This window comes from Paenibacillus xylanexedens (genome assembly GCF_017874615.1).
In the GTDB taxonomy this organism is placed as follows: domain Bacteria; phylum Bacillota; class Bacilli; order Paenibacillales; family Paenibacillaceae; genus Paenibacillus; species Paenibacillus xylanexedens.
Genome location: NZ_JAGIKV010000007.1, coordinates 313,435 through 331,202 on the forward strand (window position 1 = coordinate 313,435; position 17,768 = coordinate 331,202).

Annotated in this window: 15 protein-coding genes; 8 read left to right on the top strand and 7 right to left on the bottom strand. The window is 46.4% G+C overall.

Annotated elements, in window-relative coordinates; all coding sequences use genetic code 11:
• The first annotated feature begins 267 nt into the window (after positions 1-267).
• The 3 genes from J2Z28_RS11995 to J2Z28_RS12005 all read left to right on the top strand — a co-directional run bounded on the left by J2Z28_RS11995 (position 268) and on the right by J2Z28_RS12005 (position 5,728).
• Positions 268-3,435, top strand: coding sequence for a GNAT family N-acetyltransferase (locus J2Z28_RS11995; RefSeq protein WP_211082663.1), 3,168 nt, complete (start codon positions 268-270; stop codon positions 3,433-3,435).
• On the top strand, positions 3,422-4,300 hold the full coding sequence (locus tag J2Z28_RS12000; protein WP_076319943.1) for an amidohydrolase family protein: 879 nt from the start codon (positions 3,422-3,424) through the stop codon (positions 4,298-4,300). The genes J2Z28_RS11995 and J2Z28_RS12000 overlap by 14 nt, the downstream gene beginning before the upstream one ends.
• A gap of 264 nt (positions 4,301-4,564) precedes the next feature.
• On the top strand, positions 4,565-5,728 hold the full coding sequence (locus tag J2Z28_RS12005) for an iron-containing alcohol dehydrogenase (protein ID WP_211082664.1): 1,164 nt from the start codon (positions 4,565-4,567) through the stop codon (positions 5,726-5,728).
• A 152-nt stretch (positions 5,729-5,880) separates the two neighbouring features.
• Here J2Z28_RS12005 and J2Z28_RS12010 read toward each other — a convergent pair whose 3' ends face one another.
• Entirely contained in the window at positions 5,881-6,306 is a 426-nt protein-coding gene (locus J2Z28_RS12010; RefSeq protein ID WP_211082665.1) for a hypothetical protein, read from the bottom strand.
• A gap of 276 nt (positions 6,307-6,582) precedes the next feature.
• Between J2Z28_RS12010 and J2Z28_RS12015 the strand changes: the two genes are divergently transcribed.
• Positions 6,583-8,640, top strand: a complete 2,058-nt coding sequence (locus tag J2Z28_RS12015; protein WP_211082666.1) for a methyl-accepting chemotaxis protein — start codon at positions 6,583-6,585, stop codon at positions 8,638-8,640.
• Between the two features lie 99 nt (positions 8,641-8,739).
• On the opposite strand, the gene J2Z28_RS12020 is transcribed toward J2Z28_RS12015, so the two are convergent.
• The 6 genes from J2Z28_RS12020 to J2Z28_RS12045 all read right to left on the bottom strand — a co-directional run bounded on the left by J2Z28_RS12020 (position 8,740) and on the right by J2Z28_RS12045 (position 15,341).
• Entirely contained in the window at positions 8,740-9,126 is a 387-nt protein-coding gene (locus J2Z28_RS12020; protein WP_074096996.1) for a RidA family protein, read from the bottom strand.
• Positions 9,127-9,145: 19 nt separating this feature from the next.
• The gene (locus tag J2Z28_RS12025; RefSeq protein WP_211082667.1) at positions 9,146-10,522 is read right to left on the bottom strand and encodes an amidase; all 1,377 of its coding nucleotides are present in this window, start codon (positions 10,520-10,522) and stop codon (positions 9,146-9,148) included.
• A gap of 193 nt (positions 10,523-10,715) precedes the next feature.
• Positions 10,716-11,747, bottom strand: coding sequence for an ABC transporter substrate-binding protein (locus tag J2Z28_RS12030; protein ID WP_211082668.1), 1,032 nt, complete (start codon positions 11,745-11,747; stop codon positions 10,716-10,718).
• Positions 11,748-11,781: 34 nt separating this feature from the next.
• Positions 11,782-12,654, bottom strand: a complete 873-nt coding sequence (locus tag J2Z28_RS12035; protein ID WP_211082669.1) for an ABC transporter permease — start codon at positions 12,652-12,654, stop codon at positions 11,782-11,784.
• Complete coding sequence (locus J2Z28_RS12040; protein WP_211082670.1) at positions 12,654-13,430, bottom strand: ABC transporter ATP-binding protein; 777 nt, start codon at positions 13,428-13,430, stop codon at positions 12,654-12,656. Before J2Z28_RS12040 ends, J2Z28_RS12035 begins: the two co-directional genes overlap by 1 nt.
• Positions 13,431-13,661: 231 nt before the next feature.
• Entirely contained in the window at positions 13,662-15,341 is a 1,680-nt protein-coding gene (locus J2Z28_RS12045; RefSeq protein WP_211082671.1) for a PucR family transcriptional regulator, read from the bottom strand.
• 229 nt (positions 15,342-15,570) lie between these two features.
• On the opposite strand from J2Z28_RS12045, the gene J2Z28_RS12050 reads away from it, so the two are divergent.
• The 4 genes from J2Z28_RS12050 (at position 15,571) to J2Z28_RS12065 (ending at position 17,668) form a co-directional block, all read left to right on the top strand.
• Positions 15,571-16,047, top strand: coding sequence for a hypothetical protein (locus J2Z28_RS12050; RefSeq protein WP_211082672.1), 477 nt, complete (start codon positions 15,571-15,573; stop codon positions 16,045-16,047).
• 57 nt (positions 16,048-16,104) lie between these two features.
• On the top strand, positions 16,105-16,392 hold the full coding sequence (locus J2Z28_RS12055; RefSeq protein WP_244988239.1) for a hypothetical protein: 288 nt from the start codon (positions 16,105-16,107) through the stop codon (positions 16,390-16,392).
• A gap of 330 nt (positions 16,393-16,722) precedes the next feature.
• Complete coding sequence (locus J2Z28_RS12060; RefSeq protein WP_211082673.1) at positions 16,723-17,139, top strand: hypothetical protein; 417 nt, start codon at positions 16,723-16,725, stop codon at positions 17,137-17,139.
• A gap of 103 nt (positions 17,140-17,242) precedes the next feature.
• Positions 17,243-17,668, top strand: coding sequence for a hypothetical protein (locus J2Z28_RS12065; protein WP_211082674.1), 426 nt, complete (start codon positions 17,243-17,245; stop codon positions 17,666-17,668).
• Positions 17,669-17,768 lie beyond the last annotated feature (100 nt).

Here is a 17,768-nt window from a genome sequence, read left to right on the forward strand (position 1 = left end):
CCACGTCTAACTAAAAGACGTGGATTTTTTCTTTCATGCCTAAATAGATTCGTCCATCCTTGACGCTTCTAACAAGAGCTTCCGAAAGGCACATATAAGTTGGAAAGAAAGATTTTTAATTCTCTGAAAATGCTTCCATTTATAGTATGATAAGACTATCGCTAGCTTCTTCAAACATGGCCTGTATTATCTCTGCGGCTATCGGGCAAAGGCCATATCGAAAGTTCACAAAGACCATCCTGTACATAAAGAGAAGGAGATCAGAACATGACCGTAACTTCGATTATCGATCAGATCCATATTATTGAATACGATCCCTCTTACGCTGCCGCACTCGCGGATATGTGGAACCGTAGTAATGAAAGCTGGGGAGGCGGCACCAATCTTAGAACAGAGGAAACGGTTCGCCGCGAGATGGAGAGTTCGTCCAATCTTTATGCATTTCTAGCTGTTCATGAGAAAGAGGTTGTTGGCTTCTGCAGTTTTGCTCATTACCGCTATGACGAGAGAGCGCTATATGTACCGCTACTTAACGTATGCCCCGACTATCACGGGTATAAAGTTGGACGTAATCTGATCCTGAATGCTGTGCGCAAGACCGTGGAGGCCGGATGGCCCCGCCTGGATCTGTTCACATGGGCAGGCAACACAAAGGCTGTACCGATGTACAAGAAATGTGGATTCTTCTGGGAGAAAAAAGATGATAATGTGCATCTAATGAATTTCATCCCTACCATTTTGCAGACCGAAGCACTTGCTCCATATTTCGAGGAGTTGGATTGGTATGCAGACAGCACGCGTGAACTCGTGGTCGAGCCGGATGGCCGACGGGAGCGTGGTTTTGATTTCTTTGACTACACGTGGAAAAAGGGAGATGTCTCCCTGCGGGCTGAATTTGAAAAGTCGGGTCGCGGGCTGACTGCCCTCGAAACACCAGATTACGAAATCTCAACAGAAGTCGATGATCATGATCTGGTATTCGGTTCCAGCTATAAGGTTCGCTATCGCATTAAGAACAATTCTGCGTCCGAACTGGCGGTTGAGATCAAGGGTGAGGATAACAAAAACATTCGATTTGCGCTGGACATTGCACAAGCAGTCGCTCCGGGAGAAACCATCATCGTGGAAGGTGAGTTTCACCTTGATCCAATTACAGAGGAACAGAATAACAATAAGACCCATCCCGTTGTTGCCAGCACATGGTTGATCGGCGGTAAGAAAGCGGAGTTTAGGTTGGGTATCGCCCCGAAATTCCCGGCCAAGATCAAGACTATCTTGCCTGTGAAGGAACTCTATCCAGGTATTCCGGCGGAGTTGGTTCTGAACGTGGAAAATAATGTGGATGCCGAAACGGAGTTCAGCTTGGACTTGCCTGAGGATGAATTCCTTGAATGGGCAGAGCGTTCGGTTCGCTTTACGGTGCCAGCCAAAGGTAAAATGTCTGTGCCTGTGCCTTTCACCTTGCGTTCATATGGTCTCTATTCCCAAGAAGTAGAAGTGACGGCTGTCCCAGTGGGGAACCATGCGATCTCTTTTACAAGCAAAATTTCTGTCCTGATGAAGGGAATCGAAGGGAAATATGGAGGGCAGATTGAGGATCAATGGGTGGCTGTGAATGGTGCATTCTCTATTCATATGAGCAAGCAAGATAATAACATGTGGATTGAATACCCGGGCTCCCGTCATTCATTCTGGTGGACTTATCCGAAGCTGGGTAAGCCGTTTGCCGAAGAGTTATCCAAGAAACAAGCAAAAGAAGTGAATATTTATCCCGAAGGGGAACGTCAGGTTCTTGAAGCACTGTATGACTCGGAGGATTTCCCTGGCTTGCAGATCAAGTCCGTGGTCAAGCTGTCTGCGAATGGAGTCGCCGAATTCCACCACGAGGTTGAAAATACACGAGACACCGCCTGGGAAGAGGACCTGTATCTAATGAATAACTTTGGGTTCTATGGTAGCAGGTTAATTCTCCCGTACCAAGATCGTTTTGTGGATATGGGGGATTCTTACGCTGGCGATCCGAGTCATTGGGACAGTGCACAGATTACGGAAAACTGGCTGTTTTGCAAGGAAGAGTATGGTGCCAGCGGTATCTATTGGGACCCTTCTCTGAAGCTGCTTCGCCCGGAATACACGCTGGGGTTTCAGCATGAGCTTGGCCGTATTCCCGCAGGAGCCGTTGTGCGGACCAAGGCAACTGTATATGCTTTGAACACGTTTGCGAAGTGGCAGGATTTCCGTGCGTTTGCGCGGAAGCAGCATAATCCGGTCATTCCGTTGCTGGACAGTCATCTGGATCTGACACTGAGTGAGGGGAATCCATTTGCTCAGGACGTGCTACAAGCAACGTTGACTGAACACAAACTGGTTCCGCTTGCGGGCAAGCTGGAGCTGTATGTGCAGCAGGGTGGCGAACCGGAGGTTATGGCCAATGCGAAGGAATTCAATCCGGAGCAGAACCTAAACTCCGCCAAGCTGACATTCTCACCAGACGAAGCGGACCGAGACCAGCACGAGAGTGGTTGGAAAGTTCGTGGGATATACCGGGGCGAAGATCGGATTCAGGAGCGAACCGCCCTTTGGTTCCCGCAGAGCGGAACAGAGGTGAAGCAGAAGATTGAAGAAGGTTCATCTGGACCTGTGTACACCGTAAATAATGGAGTGTTGTCGATCGCCGTTGCTCCTGAATTCGGGAGTGTAGTACACTCCCTGAAATATGCAGGAGAAGAATGGCTGGATAGCTCGTACCCTGAACCGGCTCCACGCTCGTGGTGGAATCCGTGGTATGGCGGACTGGGTGTCGGGGTTCCAGGCATGAATGGTTTCAGCCGCCAGTCGGAACAAAGAGTCGCTTCCTGGACAGAGCACAATGATCAATATGGAAACGTCTGGAAAGGTATAAAGCTGACCACCCGGATTGAAAAGCATGAAGCGAATCGTGGAATCACGATCCACCAGCATTATCTGATGCTGCCCGGTGTTCCTGTGCTATGCACGATGCTTGCCGTGACCAACGAAAGCGGTCTGACGCTGACGGATTACTCGCTTGCGGAGGAACGTTTCCTCCAGCCTTCATCTGTATTTGCGGAAGGTTGGATAGAGCAACCGGGTAAAGATCGATTCCCGCTGGGCAAGGTGGATGTGGGCCTGCCACTTGAAGACCTTTTGCGAGTAGGATCGGTTTCGCGTGAAAACATGCTGCATGCGGTACATCGTTACCCGAATCAGAGTGCATGGGGGTTTGCCAATAATCAGGTGACGGGTCTGAACGTACATCATCATCTGACACTCCAGCAGGGGGAGACGGTCTGGACGGAGCCGACATATCTGGTTCTGGGACCCATCCCGCTGAGTTCAGCGGATGTGCATGACCTTCTCAAACTGAATTTTGCAACTTCTACCGATGAAAAGGAGGCTTCACATGCCGATCATTGATATTCACATTCATCTGTCGGACATCGACAGCTTTCACCGAACAGCGATCGATCTGTCTAAAGTGGATTACTCTGCCGCTGGTCTTAAAGCGGAGTTTGATAAAAACGATGTCATAATGGGTATCGGAATGGGGGTTACGGAGCAGACGAAGGGAGCATTCCCGGATTCCAGTTCCCCTAACCCGATGGGACTTGACCTGGAAGAGAAGGTTCCCTCATTCCTCATGGAATGTGTGGGCATCAATCCTAATGCGCTAGACGGTAAAAACGCTCAGGACGAGCTGGACCGGATTGAAGCAAGACTGCAATCCCCTGAAGTAGCCGGAATCAAACTCTATGCCGGATACTATCATCATTATGTGTACGACAAAATCTATACCCCAGTCTATGAACTCGCAGCCAAGTACAACTTGCCTGTGGTGATTCATACAGGAGACACGTACTCCATGAACGGGTTGCTCAAGTATTCGCATCCACTGACGGTGGATGAATTAGCCTTGCAGCAACGTGGTGTGAACTTCATGATCTGTCATCTGGGTGATCCCTGGGTGATGGATGCAGCTGAAGTGGTAGCGAAGAATCCTAACGTGTACGCAGATTTGTCTGGTCTTGTGGTGGGGGATCGGCCCCATTTTGAACGGTTCATGAACGAGCCTTTGTTCATGGATCATTTCCGCCGGGCCTTGGTCTATTCGGATCATTACGAGAAAATGCTGTTTGGCACCGACTGGCCGCTTGCGCCCATCGATCTGTATGCCGAATTTGTCCGTCGACTTGTACCGGAACAGCATCATGATAAAGTCTTTTACGAGAATGCCTTTGGGCTGTTTCCTCGTATTGGACAGCGGATTGCCGATCTGGGTTAGAACCTAAATATCGAATTCTTAATATCTGAGGGGACGTATAGCATGCCTGTCATGGAAGCATGCGATGGTTATATTGAATTCCTGTGATGTAAGCTCCTGCCACTTTGCTGGCAGGAGCTTTTTTGTTCAGGAAAACAGTGTTTAGCCATGACAGACTCCATACTGATCTGTTATCTCCTTCTTGTCTGTATTTGTTTTTACGAATAAAGAGAACTATAATGGTGGATACACAAAATTTCAGACTTCTTTGGAGGAACATACGTTATGAGATCTTTTCAGTTTTATAATCCGACCCGGCTGATTTTTGGCAAAGGGCAACTTCAAGCACTACAAACCGAAGTTCCAAAATACGGAAAGCGTATTTTGCTTGTATATGGTGGTGGAAGCATCAAACGCAGCGGGCTGTACGATCAGGTAATCAGCCAGTTGAATGAAATCGGAGCAGAGGTTACGGAACTGGCTGGTGTGGAACCTAACCCGCGTCTGTCTACGGTTCATAAGGGTGTAGAACTATGCAGAACACATAACATCGATCTGGTTCTTGCGGTTGGCGGCGGCAGTGTACTTGACTGCGGGAAAGCCATCGCAGTAGGAGCCAAATACGATGGAGACATGTGGGCTGTTGTTGTGCGCGAAGCAACCCCGGAAGGCGGACTTCCACTGGGTACAATTCTAACGATGGCAGCGACAGGCTCCGAGATGAACAACGGTTCAGTAATAACCAATCAGGATACGCAGGAAAAATGGGCATGGTTCAGCGAGTATTCTTTCCCAGCATTCTCCATTCTTGATCCGGAGTACACATACACCGTACCACTGGATCAGACTGTATACGGCATGGTGGACATGATGTCTCATGTGTTTGAACATTATTTCCATCTGGATACGAATACACCGGTTCAGCTTGGATTCTGTGAGACGATTCTTCGTACCGTTATTGATACGGCCCCTCGTCTGATTAAAGATCCAGAAAACTATGAACTGCGTGAAACCATTCTCTACTGTGGAACAATGGCGCTTAACGATGTCCTGAATATGGGTCTTGCCGGAGATTGGGCTTCTCACAATATAGAACATGCCGTATCGGCTGTGTATGACATTCCGCATGGGGGAGGCCTTGCGATTCTCTTCCCACACTGGATGAAGCATAATCTGGATGTGGATGTAGATCGATTCAAACGTATGGCCGTTAATGTATTTGATATTAATCCTATTGGAAAGTCGGACAAACAAGTTGCTGAAGAAGGCATTGAAGCGCTGCGTACATTCTGGACTTCAATTGGTGCCCCTAGCCGTTTGGCTGACTATGACATCGACGACAGTCAGATTGATGTGATGGCTGATAAAGCGATGCGATTCGGTCCGTTCGGATTCTTCAAAAACTTGCAGCGTGAAGATGTAGTACAAATCTATCAAGCTGCACTGTAATTGTAAATCTTACAATCACTTTGTATAGTGAGTCACATTAAACAAGGACCTTCCTTTAATACTAAGGAACGTCCTTGTTTTTATTATGACATCATATCTTATGCGCTCCACCGTGTATCTGGACTTCAATATCATGTGATCCCCTTTTCGAATTAATTCTTCGGTTCAACTACGGCTTCATTGACAGGGGTATCCTTTTGTTTCAGATACATCTTGCTTGGACGATGCAAGAGCACGATGAGCAGGGCGAAGAGATGAATCAGGGTGAACAGGTTACTCTCATTCGGAATGGCAACGAATAGCGCCAGACTCAGAAACGTCACGGTGAGCTTGAACTTTCTTTTGGTGATGAATATAACAGCAAGCAGGCTGGGACCGATGATAAACAACATTCTGGCTAAGATTACGCCAGAGGCGTAAGCCAGATCATCTCCTTTGCGTAAGAAACCCAGATAGGTCTCCATGTTCTGGTTGAAGTCAATGAGGAACACGATAAAGGACACAATCACGTAGATCAGTTTCACACTCAATAAAATGCGCACGACATTTAATAGCGTAGGTAATGCTGTTTTTGCCATATCACTTCTCCTATTCGACATTTAATAAAGTAGGCATTTTCGGATTCAATGCGTTGTCCCTCTTCCTGCACGATATGTATTTTATATATTATACGATGTTGATGTCATATTTTGTATTAACCCAAAGTCTTCATTTTCCAATCGTTTGCAGTGGCCTTTGACCTAGAATAACTGGGGAAACAGCTTACAGATTATTTGATATCGACCGATATAAAGTAGATACATAGAATTTGGACTTCATAATGATGAAAATGAAAATGGATGGTGAATGTAATCATGGTATTTAGCAAGGCAAGAGAACGCATGCGCAACATGTCGTTCAGAGTCAAACTGCCACTTATGATCAGTCTGCTGGTGTGTATCGTACTGGCGGTAACTGCGGTAGTATCCTACACTGTAGCGGCTGTTATCACACTCGACAAAAGCAAAGATGAGATTAAAGCAACCTCTGACCGGATTGGTGCGGGGCTGTTTACCTCACTGAATCTGGAGGAGCAGTCTACGTTTCTGATTACGACACATCGCACATTCCGTGATTTGCTGGAGATTCGACATACGGCAGGACAGAGTGATGAGTTATTTTTTTCTGAAAATAGTGAATTGCTGGACAAGGCCAATGGGATATTGGCAGACAGCCTGACAGGAATGGAGGGCAACAGCGTTCTTATTTTGCTGGACCGAAAAGGCGTCGTTGTTGCAGCAAACAATCCTGAAGTGGTCGGGGGAGAACGCGCCAGTCGTACGTATTTCCAACAGGCGCTGCAAGGACAGAGTGTCATCAGCGAAGGTGTGATTTCCGAATCTCTGGGGACGCTGGGAATCGTCTTTGCCATGCCGATCTACAATGAGAATCAAGAAGTACAGGGCGTGCTCGCGTCTACTGCTTCTACCTCTTTCTTCGTCAATCAGCTACAGAATATCAATATTAATGATGAGGGAAAAGTGATCATTCTGGACCGTGTAGGTATGGTCATCTACGATTCAGCGGATGAGAAGTTGGCAGGCCAGAAGATGGAGTCCGGCGAATACCAATCATTGATTGATCTTGCTCCTAGCGCTGAACTACAGCAAGGGGATATCAGCACAGATGAGAAAGTGGCGTATTATTCCAAAATCCCAAGATCGGACTGGACCGTCGTTGTTGAAGATAAACTGAGCGATGTGCAGAAGCCTTTGCGTGCGATGGCAAAACAGATGTATATTGTTTTGTTTAGTGCTATTGCGGTTTCCGTCGTAGCGGGTATTCTGATCTCTTTGCTGGTAACCAGACCAATTACAAGACTAACTGTGTTGTTCAGACAGCTTGCGGGCGGCGATCTGACGGTGCAGGCTCAAGGTAAATATAGCGGAGAATTCAAACAATTGGTGGACAGCTTCAATACTATGGCAGCAGGCAATAAACAGCTGATTTCCAGCATGAACCATTCCATCGGTATCCTGAAAACAAGTACATCCGAGCTGGAACAGTCCACTCAGCAAACTTCGACCACGATTGCCGAAACAACGACAACAGCATTTGAGATTTCACGAGCGATGGAGTCCCAGGCGAACGATACGGAAGCCATTGTGGACAAATTCATGAATGTTGGTAACAAGATTGCCAACGTGAATGGAATGTCGCAGGCAGTGAAGTTCAAGGCAGATGAAATTACGGATGCATTCAAAAATAATCATGAAGTTATTGATGCACTCATTGCGGTGAACGGGCAGAACGAGATTGAAGTTGGCAACATCTCCAAAATTACAGTGCAACTCGCCGAAAGTTCTTCGGGCATTCACCAGATTACAGGTACGATTGCCGAAATCGCAAATCAGACGAAATTACTTGCGTTGAATGCTTCAATCGAGGCGGCGAGAGCTGGTGATCAGGGACGTGGCTTCGCAGTCGTTGCTTCTGAGATCCGCAAGCTGGCAGAGCAGACGACAGCTCAATCGGAGGATATCAACCGAATTGTGATGCAGACCATTGATCACGTGGAGCAGAATAACCGGAGTGTTCAGGCTATTGAAGCGATTGCGGAACAGCATAAGAGCAGTGTTAGCCAGACGAAGGAGACATTCAATTTTGTCACCGAGAATATGAATGAGATGATGAGCCAGGTTCAGGCTATTGCCACGGAGATCGAATCCATTGAACGTGATAAGGATGACGTCATTGGAGCTGCACAGAACTTGTCCGCTTCCGGTGAAGAGGTGTCGGCTTCTGTTGAGGAAGTCACAGCAACAATGCAGGAGCAGTCCGGCATGACGGAACATTTGACAGATATGGTGCAGAGAATCGATGAACTGACCAAACAACTTGCCGAAGAAGCATCTCGCTTCAAAACAAAATAGGAATACGTAAAGAAACCTGTTTCTCAAAAGAGAACCGGGTTTCTAGACACAAAGAGCACCTGTACCCATCTATGGCTACAGGTGCTCTTTGGTGATGTGTTACTCTCCTCGAATGGATGGCGCATACGCCAGCACTTCCATTTCAATTAAATAAGGTCCTAACCCGCTGAATACGGTAATACGGGCGGGATAGGGCTGTTTAATCATCTGCGCATACACTTCGTTGTATTCGGGCTGATCCTCGACTCGGGCCAGATGAGTGGTTACCTTCACAATATGATCGAGTGTAAGTCCGGCTTCTTGCAGGATCACCTCAATATTACGAATGCACTGCTCAGTCTGCTCCTTAATGCCGCCAATGGGCTCAAGCGTCTGTGGATCGACACCTACCTGACCTGCGACGTAGACCAAATCTCCTGCGCGGACAGCATGGGAGAAAGGAAGCGGGAACTTGGGTGCTGCACTTGCATGTATGATGGTAGACATCGTAGCTGTCATTCCTTTCCTAATGAGTGTGTATGATTGGTGTTAACTGATGCCAGTTCGTAGCCTGCTGATAATGATGAGCGATGGACAACAAGCGGTCTTCTCGCATGAGTGGACCGGCAAGTTGCATGCCGATAGGTAATTGCTTCCCTGAGGTGGTATCGAACCCAATGGGCACGGTGATGGACGGTAGACCCGTATTGGTGAACGGTCCGTTGAAAATCGGGCTGCCTGTTTTGTAGCCATGTGGGGCCGCATATGGTGTTGATGGAGTCAATAACACATCTACTTCATTGAAAAGCATCATCATCTCACTCCGGAATATCGTTCGAATGCGTTGTGCCTGCAAATAATCAACGGCACTCGTCTGGTAACCGAGTTCAAGCTGTTCCCGCATCGTGTGGCCGTAACGATCAGCGGCTTCCGCGAAGCGTTCCTGATGGAAGGCGGCAGCTTCTGCCCGCATTACCGTACGATGAGCAGCAACGGTCTCTTCTATATAAGAAGGCAGGTCAACTTTCTTCCATTGCATGCCCAGCTTCTCAAGCACAGCGATGGCCGACTCTACCGCTAACAAGATCGCCGGTTCATCAGTCTGGAAGAAGCTGCTCGGTAGCCCGACCATCATTTCTGAAATAGGATGCTCAAGAGCATTTGTTAAATCTGGCTTGCCATGAGGGAGCGTGAAGGGGTCCAGCTCATCTTGTCCGACCATTGCTTCCAGAACGATTGCGTTATCTTGTGCCGATCGAGTGAAGGCGCCAATATGATCCAGGCTCCAACTGGCTGTGATGACACCATTACGGCTAACCCTGCCGTAAGTGGGTTTCATACAGGTTAATCCGTTGTAAGCTGCGGGTCTAAGCAGAGAGCCAAAGGTCTGTGTTCCGAGTGTGAAGGAAGCCATGCCAGCCGCTACTGCAGCGGCAGAGCCGGAGCTGGAACCGCCTGGGGTATGTTCTAAATTCCATGGGTTGCGGGTTGGCGGTTCTCCTCCCTGAAAGGCGTATTCCGTCGTTGTTGTCTTGCCGAGCAGGATAGCACCTGCAGCTTGCAACTTATTAATTACAGTTGCATTCGTTCCAGGTACGAAGTCTGGAAAGGTACTTGATCCAGCCGAGGTGCGTATGCCAGCGGTATGGATAATGTCTTTGGCTCCATAGGGAATGCCATGCAGAGGACCGAGATATTCGCCATTCATCAGTTTCTGTTCAGACTCTCTTGCGGCCTGCAAAGCCTGTTCGGCGGTGACCGTAACGAAGGCTTGCACAGCAGGCTCTACTTTCTCAATGCGATTTAAATAGGATTTCGTAAGCTCGACAGGAGATATCAACTTATTTTTAATCAGTGTTGCGGCTTCAGCAATCGTCAGCTCGTTAAGTGGTTTCGTAATCATCGCAGAGGCACGCTCCTATGCGGGGGATTGGGCCCTACTTGTTCTGGCAACTTGAATTTTCGAATCAGCTCCAAGTCTGCTGTAAATAGGGCAAGCTCCTCGCTTGTAATAACTCCGTCCGCATATTTGGCGCTTTCTGTAAGGCGGTGTGTGAGATAGTCGTCCTGGTTCAGAGTAATCACCCTTTCTCTCTCTATTTGGTGGTGAAGCTTGAATCGATAATCTCCTCGTAAGCGAGGTCTTCCTTCAGATTGCCGATGAAGCGCTGCATATTGATTGCGGTCTCGAATGCTGATTCATTGATGAGCCCCTCCGCAGGATATACTTTGCTGTCGATCATGCGTTGTACCGCTTGCTCCACGACGTTTTTATCTAAATTCGGGAATTCCTTCACGGCAACTGCTTTCGCGCCTTCGGGGTTCGATTGAATATACTCCAGGGCTTGCTCGATAGAAGTGACAAAACGCTGGGTGAGATCAGGATTTTTCTCAATGAAGCTTGCAGTTGTATTCATCGTTGCAAAGGCAAAGTCAGGATAATCCTTCGTGAAATCATGGACAATATGCAGCCCTTCTGTAATGCCTTGATCCAGCTGAGGCTCGTAAACGATAGCAATGTCGGCTTTGCCGGCTAATACAGCACCAAGCTCAGAGCCATTTTGGACCTCAGTGATCGTCACATCCTTATCGATATCAATGTTGTTGTCAGCGAATAACTTCCGCAGTAAGCTGTTCGAGCTTGTAGGTGCCAAGCCAACAACGATGGTTTTACCTTTGAAATCCGCTGTTGAGTTCACGGTTACTCCTTCTCGCGCAACAGCCCATACTGGAGCGCTGCCTGATAGAAGGACGAGTGAACGGGCGTCTCCGCCCTTTGCATTAGCAAATGCGACATGCTCCGGACCGTGGAAGGAGAACGCAGACTCACCTGAGATCACCGAAGACAATGCTGTTGGACCGCTTCCGGCAGCACGGATGGAAGATAGCTCAATGCGATTCTCCTTTAGAAAACCTTGGTTGTTCGCTACATACAAGGGAAGGTAGAGCAGGTTGTGATACACCTCGGAGACCATAATTTTGTCCACCTGCGTATTTGCTTGCCCCCCGCTATTAGATGCACCTGCACCACTCGCGGGTGTTGTGGAATTGCTTCCGCATGCACTGAGCAGTGTAGTCAAAATAACCGTCATCGCTGTTAGAAAAGCTATCTTTTTGAATGTACGCATTAGTCATCAGTCCCCTTTAATCGTTGTAGGTCAGCTATACAGATGTGGATTTGCTGCTGGTCTTGTTGTCATTCCATGGAAGGAGACGGGATTCAATATAACCGACACAGGTGTAGAGGAGCATGGCGACCAGCATAAGCATGAACACGCCGACCCATACGGCCGGAAGGTTGAACAGGTTACCTTCGACGAATACCATGTGTCCAAGTCCTTTATCTGAAGAGATGAATTCTCCACCTACAACAGACACCAATGCCAAACCGATATTGATACGGAAGGCTGAGATGATCCATGGCAGAGAGGAAGGAACGATAATTTTGCGGAAAATTTGTGATTTCTTTGCACCGAAGGATTTCATCAGATTAATCTGGGATTCGTCGATTTGATGAGTAGCTTGGTAGGCGGACAACAGCGCTACGATAAATGTTGCTACGGAGGCCAGAGCAATCTTGGAGAAGATGCCTGAACCAAACCAGATGATAATCATGGGAGCAAGTGCGATCTTCGGAATACCGTTCATCGCTACAATGAATGGATCGAGCACACGGGCAACGGACTTGGAATACCACATGAGCAGTCCTGCCAATGAGCCGATTAAGCTTCCGGCTACAAAGCCGATAACGGTGGCATTCACCGTTGCAAACGCGTCTGTAAGCAGTTGCCCTGAGCTGGCCATCGTGATGGCGGCATCGAGAATGGCGCTTGGTGATCCCATGAGGAATCCGTTAACCAGTTTCAGACGAACGGCGGATTCCCAGATCACCAGGATGACCGCTACAATAATGAACCGCCACAGCATCGTCATCAGCCATTCTTTGGAGAAGGTGGGCTGTCTGCGTTTGCTTTTGCTCTTCGTAACTCCAGCAGGCTTTCCGGCAAGGGTAACTTCAGGTGATGTGCTCTTCATTAGCTGATCCTCCCCATTTGGATATCAAGCTCTGACCAGATTGATTCAAAATACTGTTTGAACTTCTGGTCGGAGCGGGCTTTCAGTGCTGAGCCATATTGCGAGGCGAGACCAATGTCATACACCTGCTTCACGGTTGTTGGTCGTTTACTCATAACGGCAATACGGTCGGAGATGGCAATCGCTTCCTCAATGTCATGCGTGATCAGGACGCCTGTTTTGCCCTCGGATTTCAGGATAGACAAGATCTCATCTTCCAGAATGAGTCTGGTCTGATAATCAAGTGCGGAGAAGGGTTCATCCAGTAATATAATATCGGGCTGGGTAACGAGGGTACGAATGAGGGCTACACGTTGGCGCATACCGCCTGATAGTGTGGAGGGATAGGCTCCTGCGAATGAAGCCAGGCCATAACGATCCAGATAATCCATGGCAATATCGCCACGATCTTTTTTGGACATGCCCTTCACTTCCAAGCCTAACGTGACATTATCCAGGATGCTTCTCCAAGGAAGTAACAGGTCCTTCTGCATCATATAACCGACATGTCCGGTGGTCTGATCGATCTCTTCACCACAGACGATAACCTTGCCATTTGTTGGCTTAAGCAGACCTGCGATAATATTGAAAATCGTACTTTTGCCACAACCGCTCGGTCCCACGATACTGAAGAATTCCTGTTTCTTGATTTGCATCGAAACCTCAGCCAGGACCTGAATATCTTCTCCGGTTGCACTGACAAATGATTTGGATACGCCTTGTATCTGTATAGCCATGATAGGTAGCCCCTTTCCTACAGCCTGATGTTTTTTCGTTTCTTGATGTAATTTGATGTTAATTAACATGACATTAATGAATATATTCCTAATCATATAGACTGTTTGCATAATTGTCATTAGTTACTCTGAACATAAAAATAGAATTGAATCAGTTAAAATGCACAAATGAGTTTAGGCTGGGAAAAGAAAAATTAAAGAACGTGTCATTATACATGACACGTTCTCGGTTTAAGACGTATGATTAGCTTCGCTAGGGGCTGGATTAACATTCAGAAGGGACTCAAGTGCGAAGGCAAGTCGGAAGCGCAGGCTCTCCATCGGGTCCTTAATGTTCCTGCCGGTTAGTTTCTCGCATTTTTCCAATCTGTAGATCACTGTATTGCGATGTACGAACAGCTCTTTCGCTGTATCGACGATCTGGCAATGATTCTCATAGAAGGAGGACAAGGTTTTCATAAGCTCGTTACGCTCGTTTGGTTCTCGGTCGTTGAAGGGCTTAAAGGTTTCTTGATGGAACTGCATCATCTCATCGTGGGGGATCATGCGCAGCAGACGGCTTATATCCATGGTTTGATAGGAATGAGCGAAGCGTGTCTTACGCATCTGATAACCGGATTGGAGCGCCTTGACTGCCTCCTTATAGGAGAGTCCAATATCCAATACATTGGTGTAGGGATTACCTATTCCGAAGGATAGGCTGAGCTGCGACTCCGAATACAGATTGTTCGCCATCCGCTCAAGCTGCTGAACAACGGTGTGTTCGTCCCAAGACGATTCGGCCAAAAAGACAAGTATGCCGAACTGGTCGTTCTTAGTGAACATGACAAAGGAGAGATCCAATCTGGCGAATTCCTGTTTAATCAGCTCGTAATTAGCGTCTCGTTCCGAGATGAACCGCTCTTCCCCGGAGGAAGTAGAGTCCTGCTTAGGTATGCCCGCTAAGGATTCATCCGTTTTGGCAATGATGAGAACAGAACTTCCTTTGGCTTGCAGCCCATATTTCTTGCCGCGATGCAGCGCTTCTTGTTCCGAACGAATGAAGCCCTGAATGAGATCGGAGAAATATTCATTTTTGTAACGGCGGGAGCGCTCCTTGACGGCTTGTTTCTTGGTTAACTCCAGACCGATCACATTGACCGCTTGCTCCAGTGCCAGAGTGGAGAGCTTAGAGCTTGCGGAACTGTCGTATAGTGCGATCAAGTAGCCCTCGTGCCGATCCGTGAAGATGGGATGAAGCTCAGCATGCCGATATTTATCAGCAGTAAGTAGGCAGATCGAGGTTGCGGTATGGAAGGAAGGGTGCTCATCTATAAATGTCAGTAAGGGCGCGGCAAGAGACTGGTGATCCATCTGCTGTGCATAATGGGAGCTTGCCGTAATCTGCTTCTTCGAACCAAGTAGCAGTACAGGTGAGGATAGCAACTGAGACAACGTATCTACGATGGAGGGTATGCCTTTTCCCTGCATAACCATCGTGGAAAATTGCTTGTGAATAGACAAGGCGTAGTGTAGCTCATGGGTTTTGTTCTGAAGGATGGCACTGATCGAATGTTGAAATATTTCACCAAGTGTATTGTCTATCTCAGACAGTTCGATGATCGGGAAGCCCAGTCTGTTTGCTGTCTCAAGCAGTTGCGGAGATAATTCAAGAGAGAAACGCTGTGTCTTGACAGCAAGCGCCGCACAGCCAATAGTATGCATGTCTGTAATGAATGCAAGATGAGCATCGGGGCGGTCTTTGAGGATATAACCGTTGGTCAGCAGCATATCTCCCGGCTTCAGGAATTGGACAATATCTGGTGCGTCCATAATATTAATCGATTGCACCAAGCGATCTAGTCCGCGATGTCCGGCAATAACCTTTGCTTTGGAGAGAATGGGGATAGTCAATAACTGTTGCAGATCCATCTTCAACCCACTCGCTTTCATAATGATATGTTATAAAATCTAACATTAAGTGAGGTGGGCGTAAAGAAGTGTTTGGATAAAGAGGCTGAAAGATAGATGTAAACAAATTTCTCATAAATACAAAAAAACTTTCCAATAATTCAATGCGTTATACTAAATAGATCTAAAGAAAATTTGATCACTATTACCAACTCTATCAACTCTATCACTAAAAAGGAGTTCTCAATCCATGAAACGAAAAGGATTAGTATCGCTTTTACTTGCCAGTGTTGTTGCTGGTTCTATTTTAGTAGCATCGACTACAACTGCGGAAAGAGTCGTAGCCCAAACTCCGATGGAAGCAGCAACTGAATACTTTCAGGCTTACATTGCTAAGGATGTGGAGGGAATGATGTTCTATTCTAAAGATACAAATTATTTGGATGAGAAAAGTCGTGAAGAAGGATATGTTAAGGACTCTATGACCAATCCAACTACAGGGTATGAAATTGTGGAAAGCAAACAAATCAACAAGGATGAAGTTCAATTTTATGTAGTTCAAAAGTATTCAGGACAAGGATATGAACAGTCGCCACCACTTCCATATAAAATTTTCAAAAGCGAAAATGGATGGAAGGTTTTAGTAGAGCCACTAGAAATCAATACATTCACAGGTGAAGTCACTAAAGGTACACCGATTCACGCTTTGCAGTATACAGATCATTAGTTGTTGTATCTGGTTTCTACTAAAACACAGGTCCCATTCTATAGAAACGATTGAGGAGTGACCTCCAATGAAAAGATTCTTTATCAGTACGGCATTAATAATGACTGTTTCCGCATTCGAGCGGAGTATCTGGATCGAGATCATCTGAGAGGCATGGAGGATGTGTTCCCTAATTTATCAGATCCACAACGTGCACGGGACGAAACATTAAACACGGTGGTTCGAGCATCGAATCATTACCTGCAACAAGCAGAGCAGTATCAATTAAAATGGTTCATGAGAACATCTCAGTCCAATAAAGATCAGATGTTATTGGAAGTTGAAAAGCATTTCGGTTTTCGATGACTGAAGTGTCAAATACTGTCGGTCGTCATTTGTTTATACTAAAAGTATACGGTACTCAATAAACCCCAGAAAGTAGTCGATCAACCTGATCGGCTACTTTTGTTCAGTAACGGGCAGGTAACTCAATGCCATCTTGTGAATTATAGGTGTAACTTTTATTGATTGATAGCGTTGTTCATAACGAGGAACTTCTATAGGTTTTTGGAATAACTAAAAGAATACGAGGAATGAAGTAATGAAGAAAAAGAGACTTTTTTTACTGTCGTAGCATTACCTTTAACAACAGCGACCGTAACTGCCTGTGATTCAACAAGTCCAACTCAAGAGAATATGTCTACTCCAAAATCTAGTGTATTATCAAGCAAGTCCGAAAGTGCAACCCTTTCTAATTCTTTAAGCGAACAAGAGAGCAAGCCCTCCCACTATATTGTTTCTGGAGGCGCAACGGTACAGCAACCCTTTTCCGTAAATCCGGAATTTGTACATATAAAACTGCTTATGAAGAACAATAGTAGCCATGAAGTCAATGTTAGTTTAACGCACTTAGATACTAGTAAAGTGTATTTCGCTAGAACGATTGCTGCCGGGGAATCTTTTGATTGGATAAATAGTAAAGAAGGTTTCACCCAAGGTATGAATACTGGAGGTTACTTGCTTCAATGGAGTGGTGGCGGTTATCGCGTTGTAGGGGAAGTATGGGGATCAGCTGGTTCAGACCCGGACGATACTGTTCATCTAACTTATTGAACTAACAGTAAACGATAGTCCAGGGGAATTAAGGAACAAATTGAGGAACCCTTTCTATACATCATTCGTTAGAGTATGAGAGAGGTGATATGAAATTAATAAAATGAGTAATAACATCTTAATGTTGGTATTAGTGATATCCATGATATTTGCGGGATGTTCACCAAAAGAAAAAAATGAAGATACAATTACTGAACGTGTAGTAGCATCTGATTTTATTTTCGAAGTAACAACACCAACTGTTTTAGGTACTGGTGAGGCACTGAAAGTAAAAGGAACTTTAAAATATACAGGTATTAAACCTGTTGAAGTATCTCATGGAAAACCAATAATTCGTTTCTCCTTCTCCGGTAGTAACGAGGAGCGTAATTATGCGGATGTGGGATATGTAACTGAGTTTAAATCAGGTCAAGTGATTGAGGTTGAAGATGAATTTAAGGTAACCAAAAAAGGGAAACAAAATCTCTTTGTGGATATGACCGCGGATATCTCTATGACCATGAATTCAATTGAAATTGTTGTGAAGTAATCTTAGTAACTGTACTTGCCCAAAACTAGTTCCATGAAATGTAAATAGAGACACGCTTGACTCTCTGCGTAAAATAGAAGTACGACCAAATACTCTACGC

Coding starts and splice junctions, on each gene's coding strand:
- J2Z28_RS11995 (WP_211082663.1), top strand. CDS start 268: ATGACCGTAACTTCGATTATCGATCAGATCCATATTATTGAATACGAT.
- J2Z28_RS12000 (WP_076319943.1), top strand. CDS start 3,422: ATGCCGATCATTGATATTCACATTCATCTGTCGGACATCGACAGCTTT.
- J2Z28_RS12005 (WP_211082664.1), top strand. CDS start 4,565: ATGAGATCTTTTCAGTTTTATAATCCGACCCGGCTGATTTTTGGCAAA.
- J2Z28_RS12010 (WP_211082665.1), bottom strand. CDS start 6,306: ATGGCAAAAACAGCATTACCTACGCTATTAAATGTCGTGCGCATTTTA.
- J2Z28_RS12015 (WP_211082666.1), top strand. CDS start 6,583: ATGGTATTTAGCAAGGCAAGAGAACGCATGCGCAACATGTCGTTCAGA.
- J2Z28_RS12020 (WP_074096996.1), bottom strand. CDS start 9,126: ATGTCTACCATCATACATGCAAGTGCAGCACCCAAGTTCCCGCTTCCT.
- J2Z28_RS12025 (WP_211082667.1), bottom strand. CDS start 10,522: ATGATTACGAAACCACTTAACGAGCTGACGATTGCTGAAGCCGCAACA.
- J2Z28_RS12030 (WP_211082668.1), bottom strand. CDS start 11,747: ATGCGTACATTCAAAAAGATAGCTTTTCTAACAGCGATGACGGTTATT.
- J2Z28_RS12035 (WP_211082669.1), bottom strand. CDS start 12,654: ATGAAGAGCACATCACCTGAAGTTACCCTTGCCGGAAAGCCTGCTGGA.
- J2Z28_RS12040 (WP_211082670.1), bottom strand. CDS start 13,430: ATGGCTATACAGATACAAGGCGTATCCAAATCATTTGTCAGTGCAACC.
- J2Z28_RS12045 (WP_211082671.1), bottom strand. CDS start 15,341: ATGGATCTGCAACAGTTATTGACTATCCCCATTCTCTCCAAAGCAAAG.
- J2Z28_RS12050 (WP_211082672.1), top strand. CDS start 15,571: ATGAAACGAAAAGGATTAGTATCGCTTTTACTTGCCAGTGTTGTTGCT.
- J2Z28_RS12060 (WP_211082673.1), top strand. CDS start 16,723: ATGTCTACTCCAAAATCTAGTGTATTATCAAGCAAGTCCGAAAGTGCA.
- J2Z28_RS12065 (WP_211082674.1), top strand. CDS start 17,243: ATGAGTAATAACATCTTAATGTTGGTATTAGTGATATCCATGATATTT.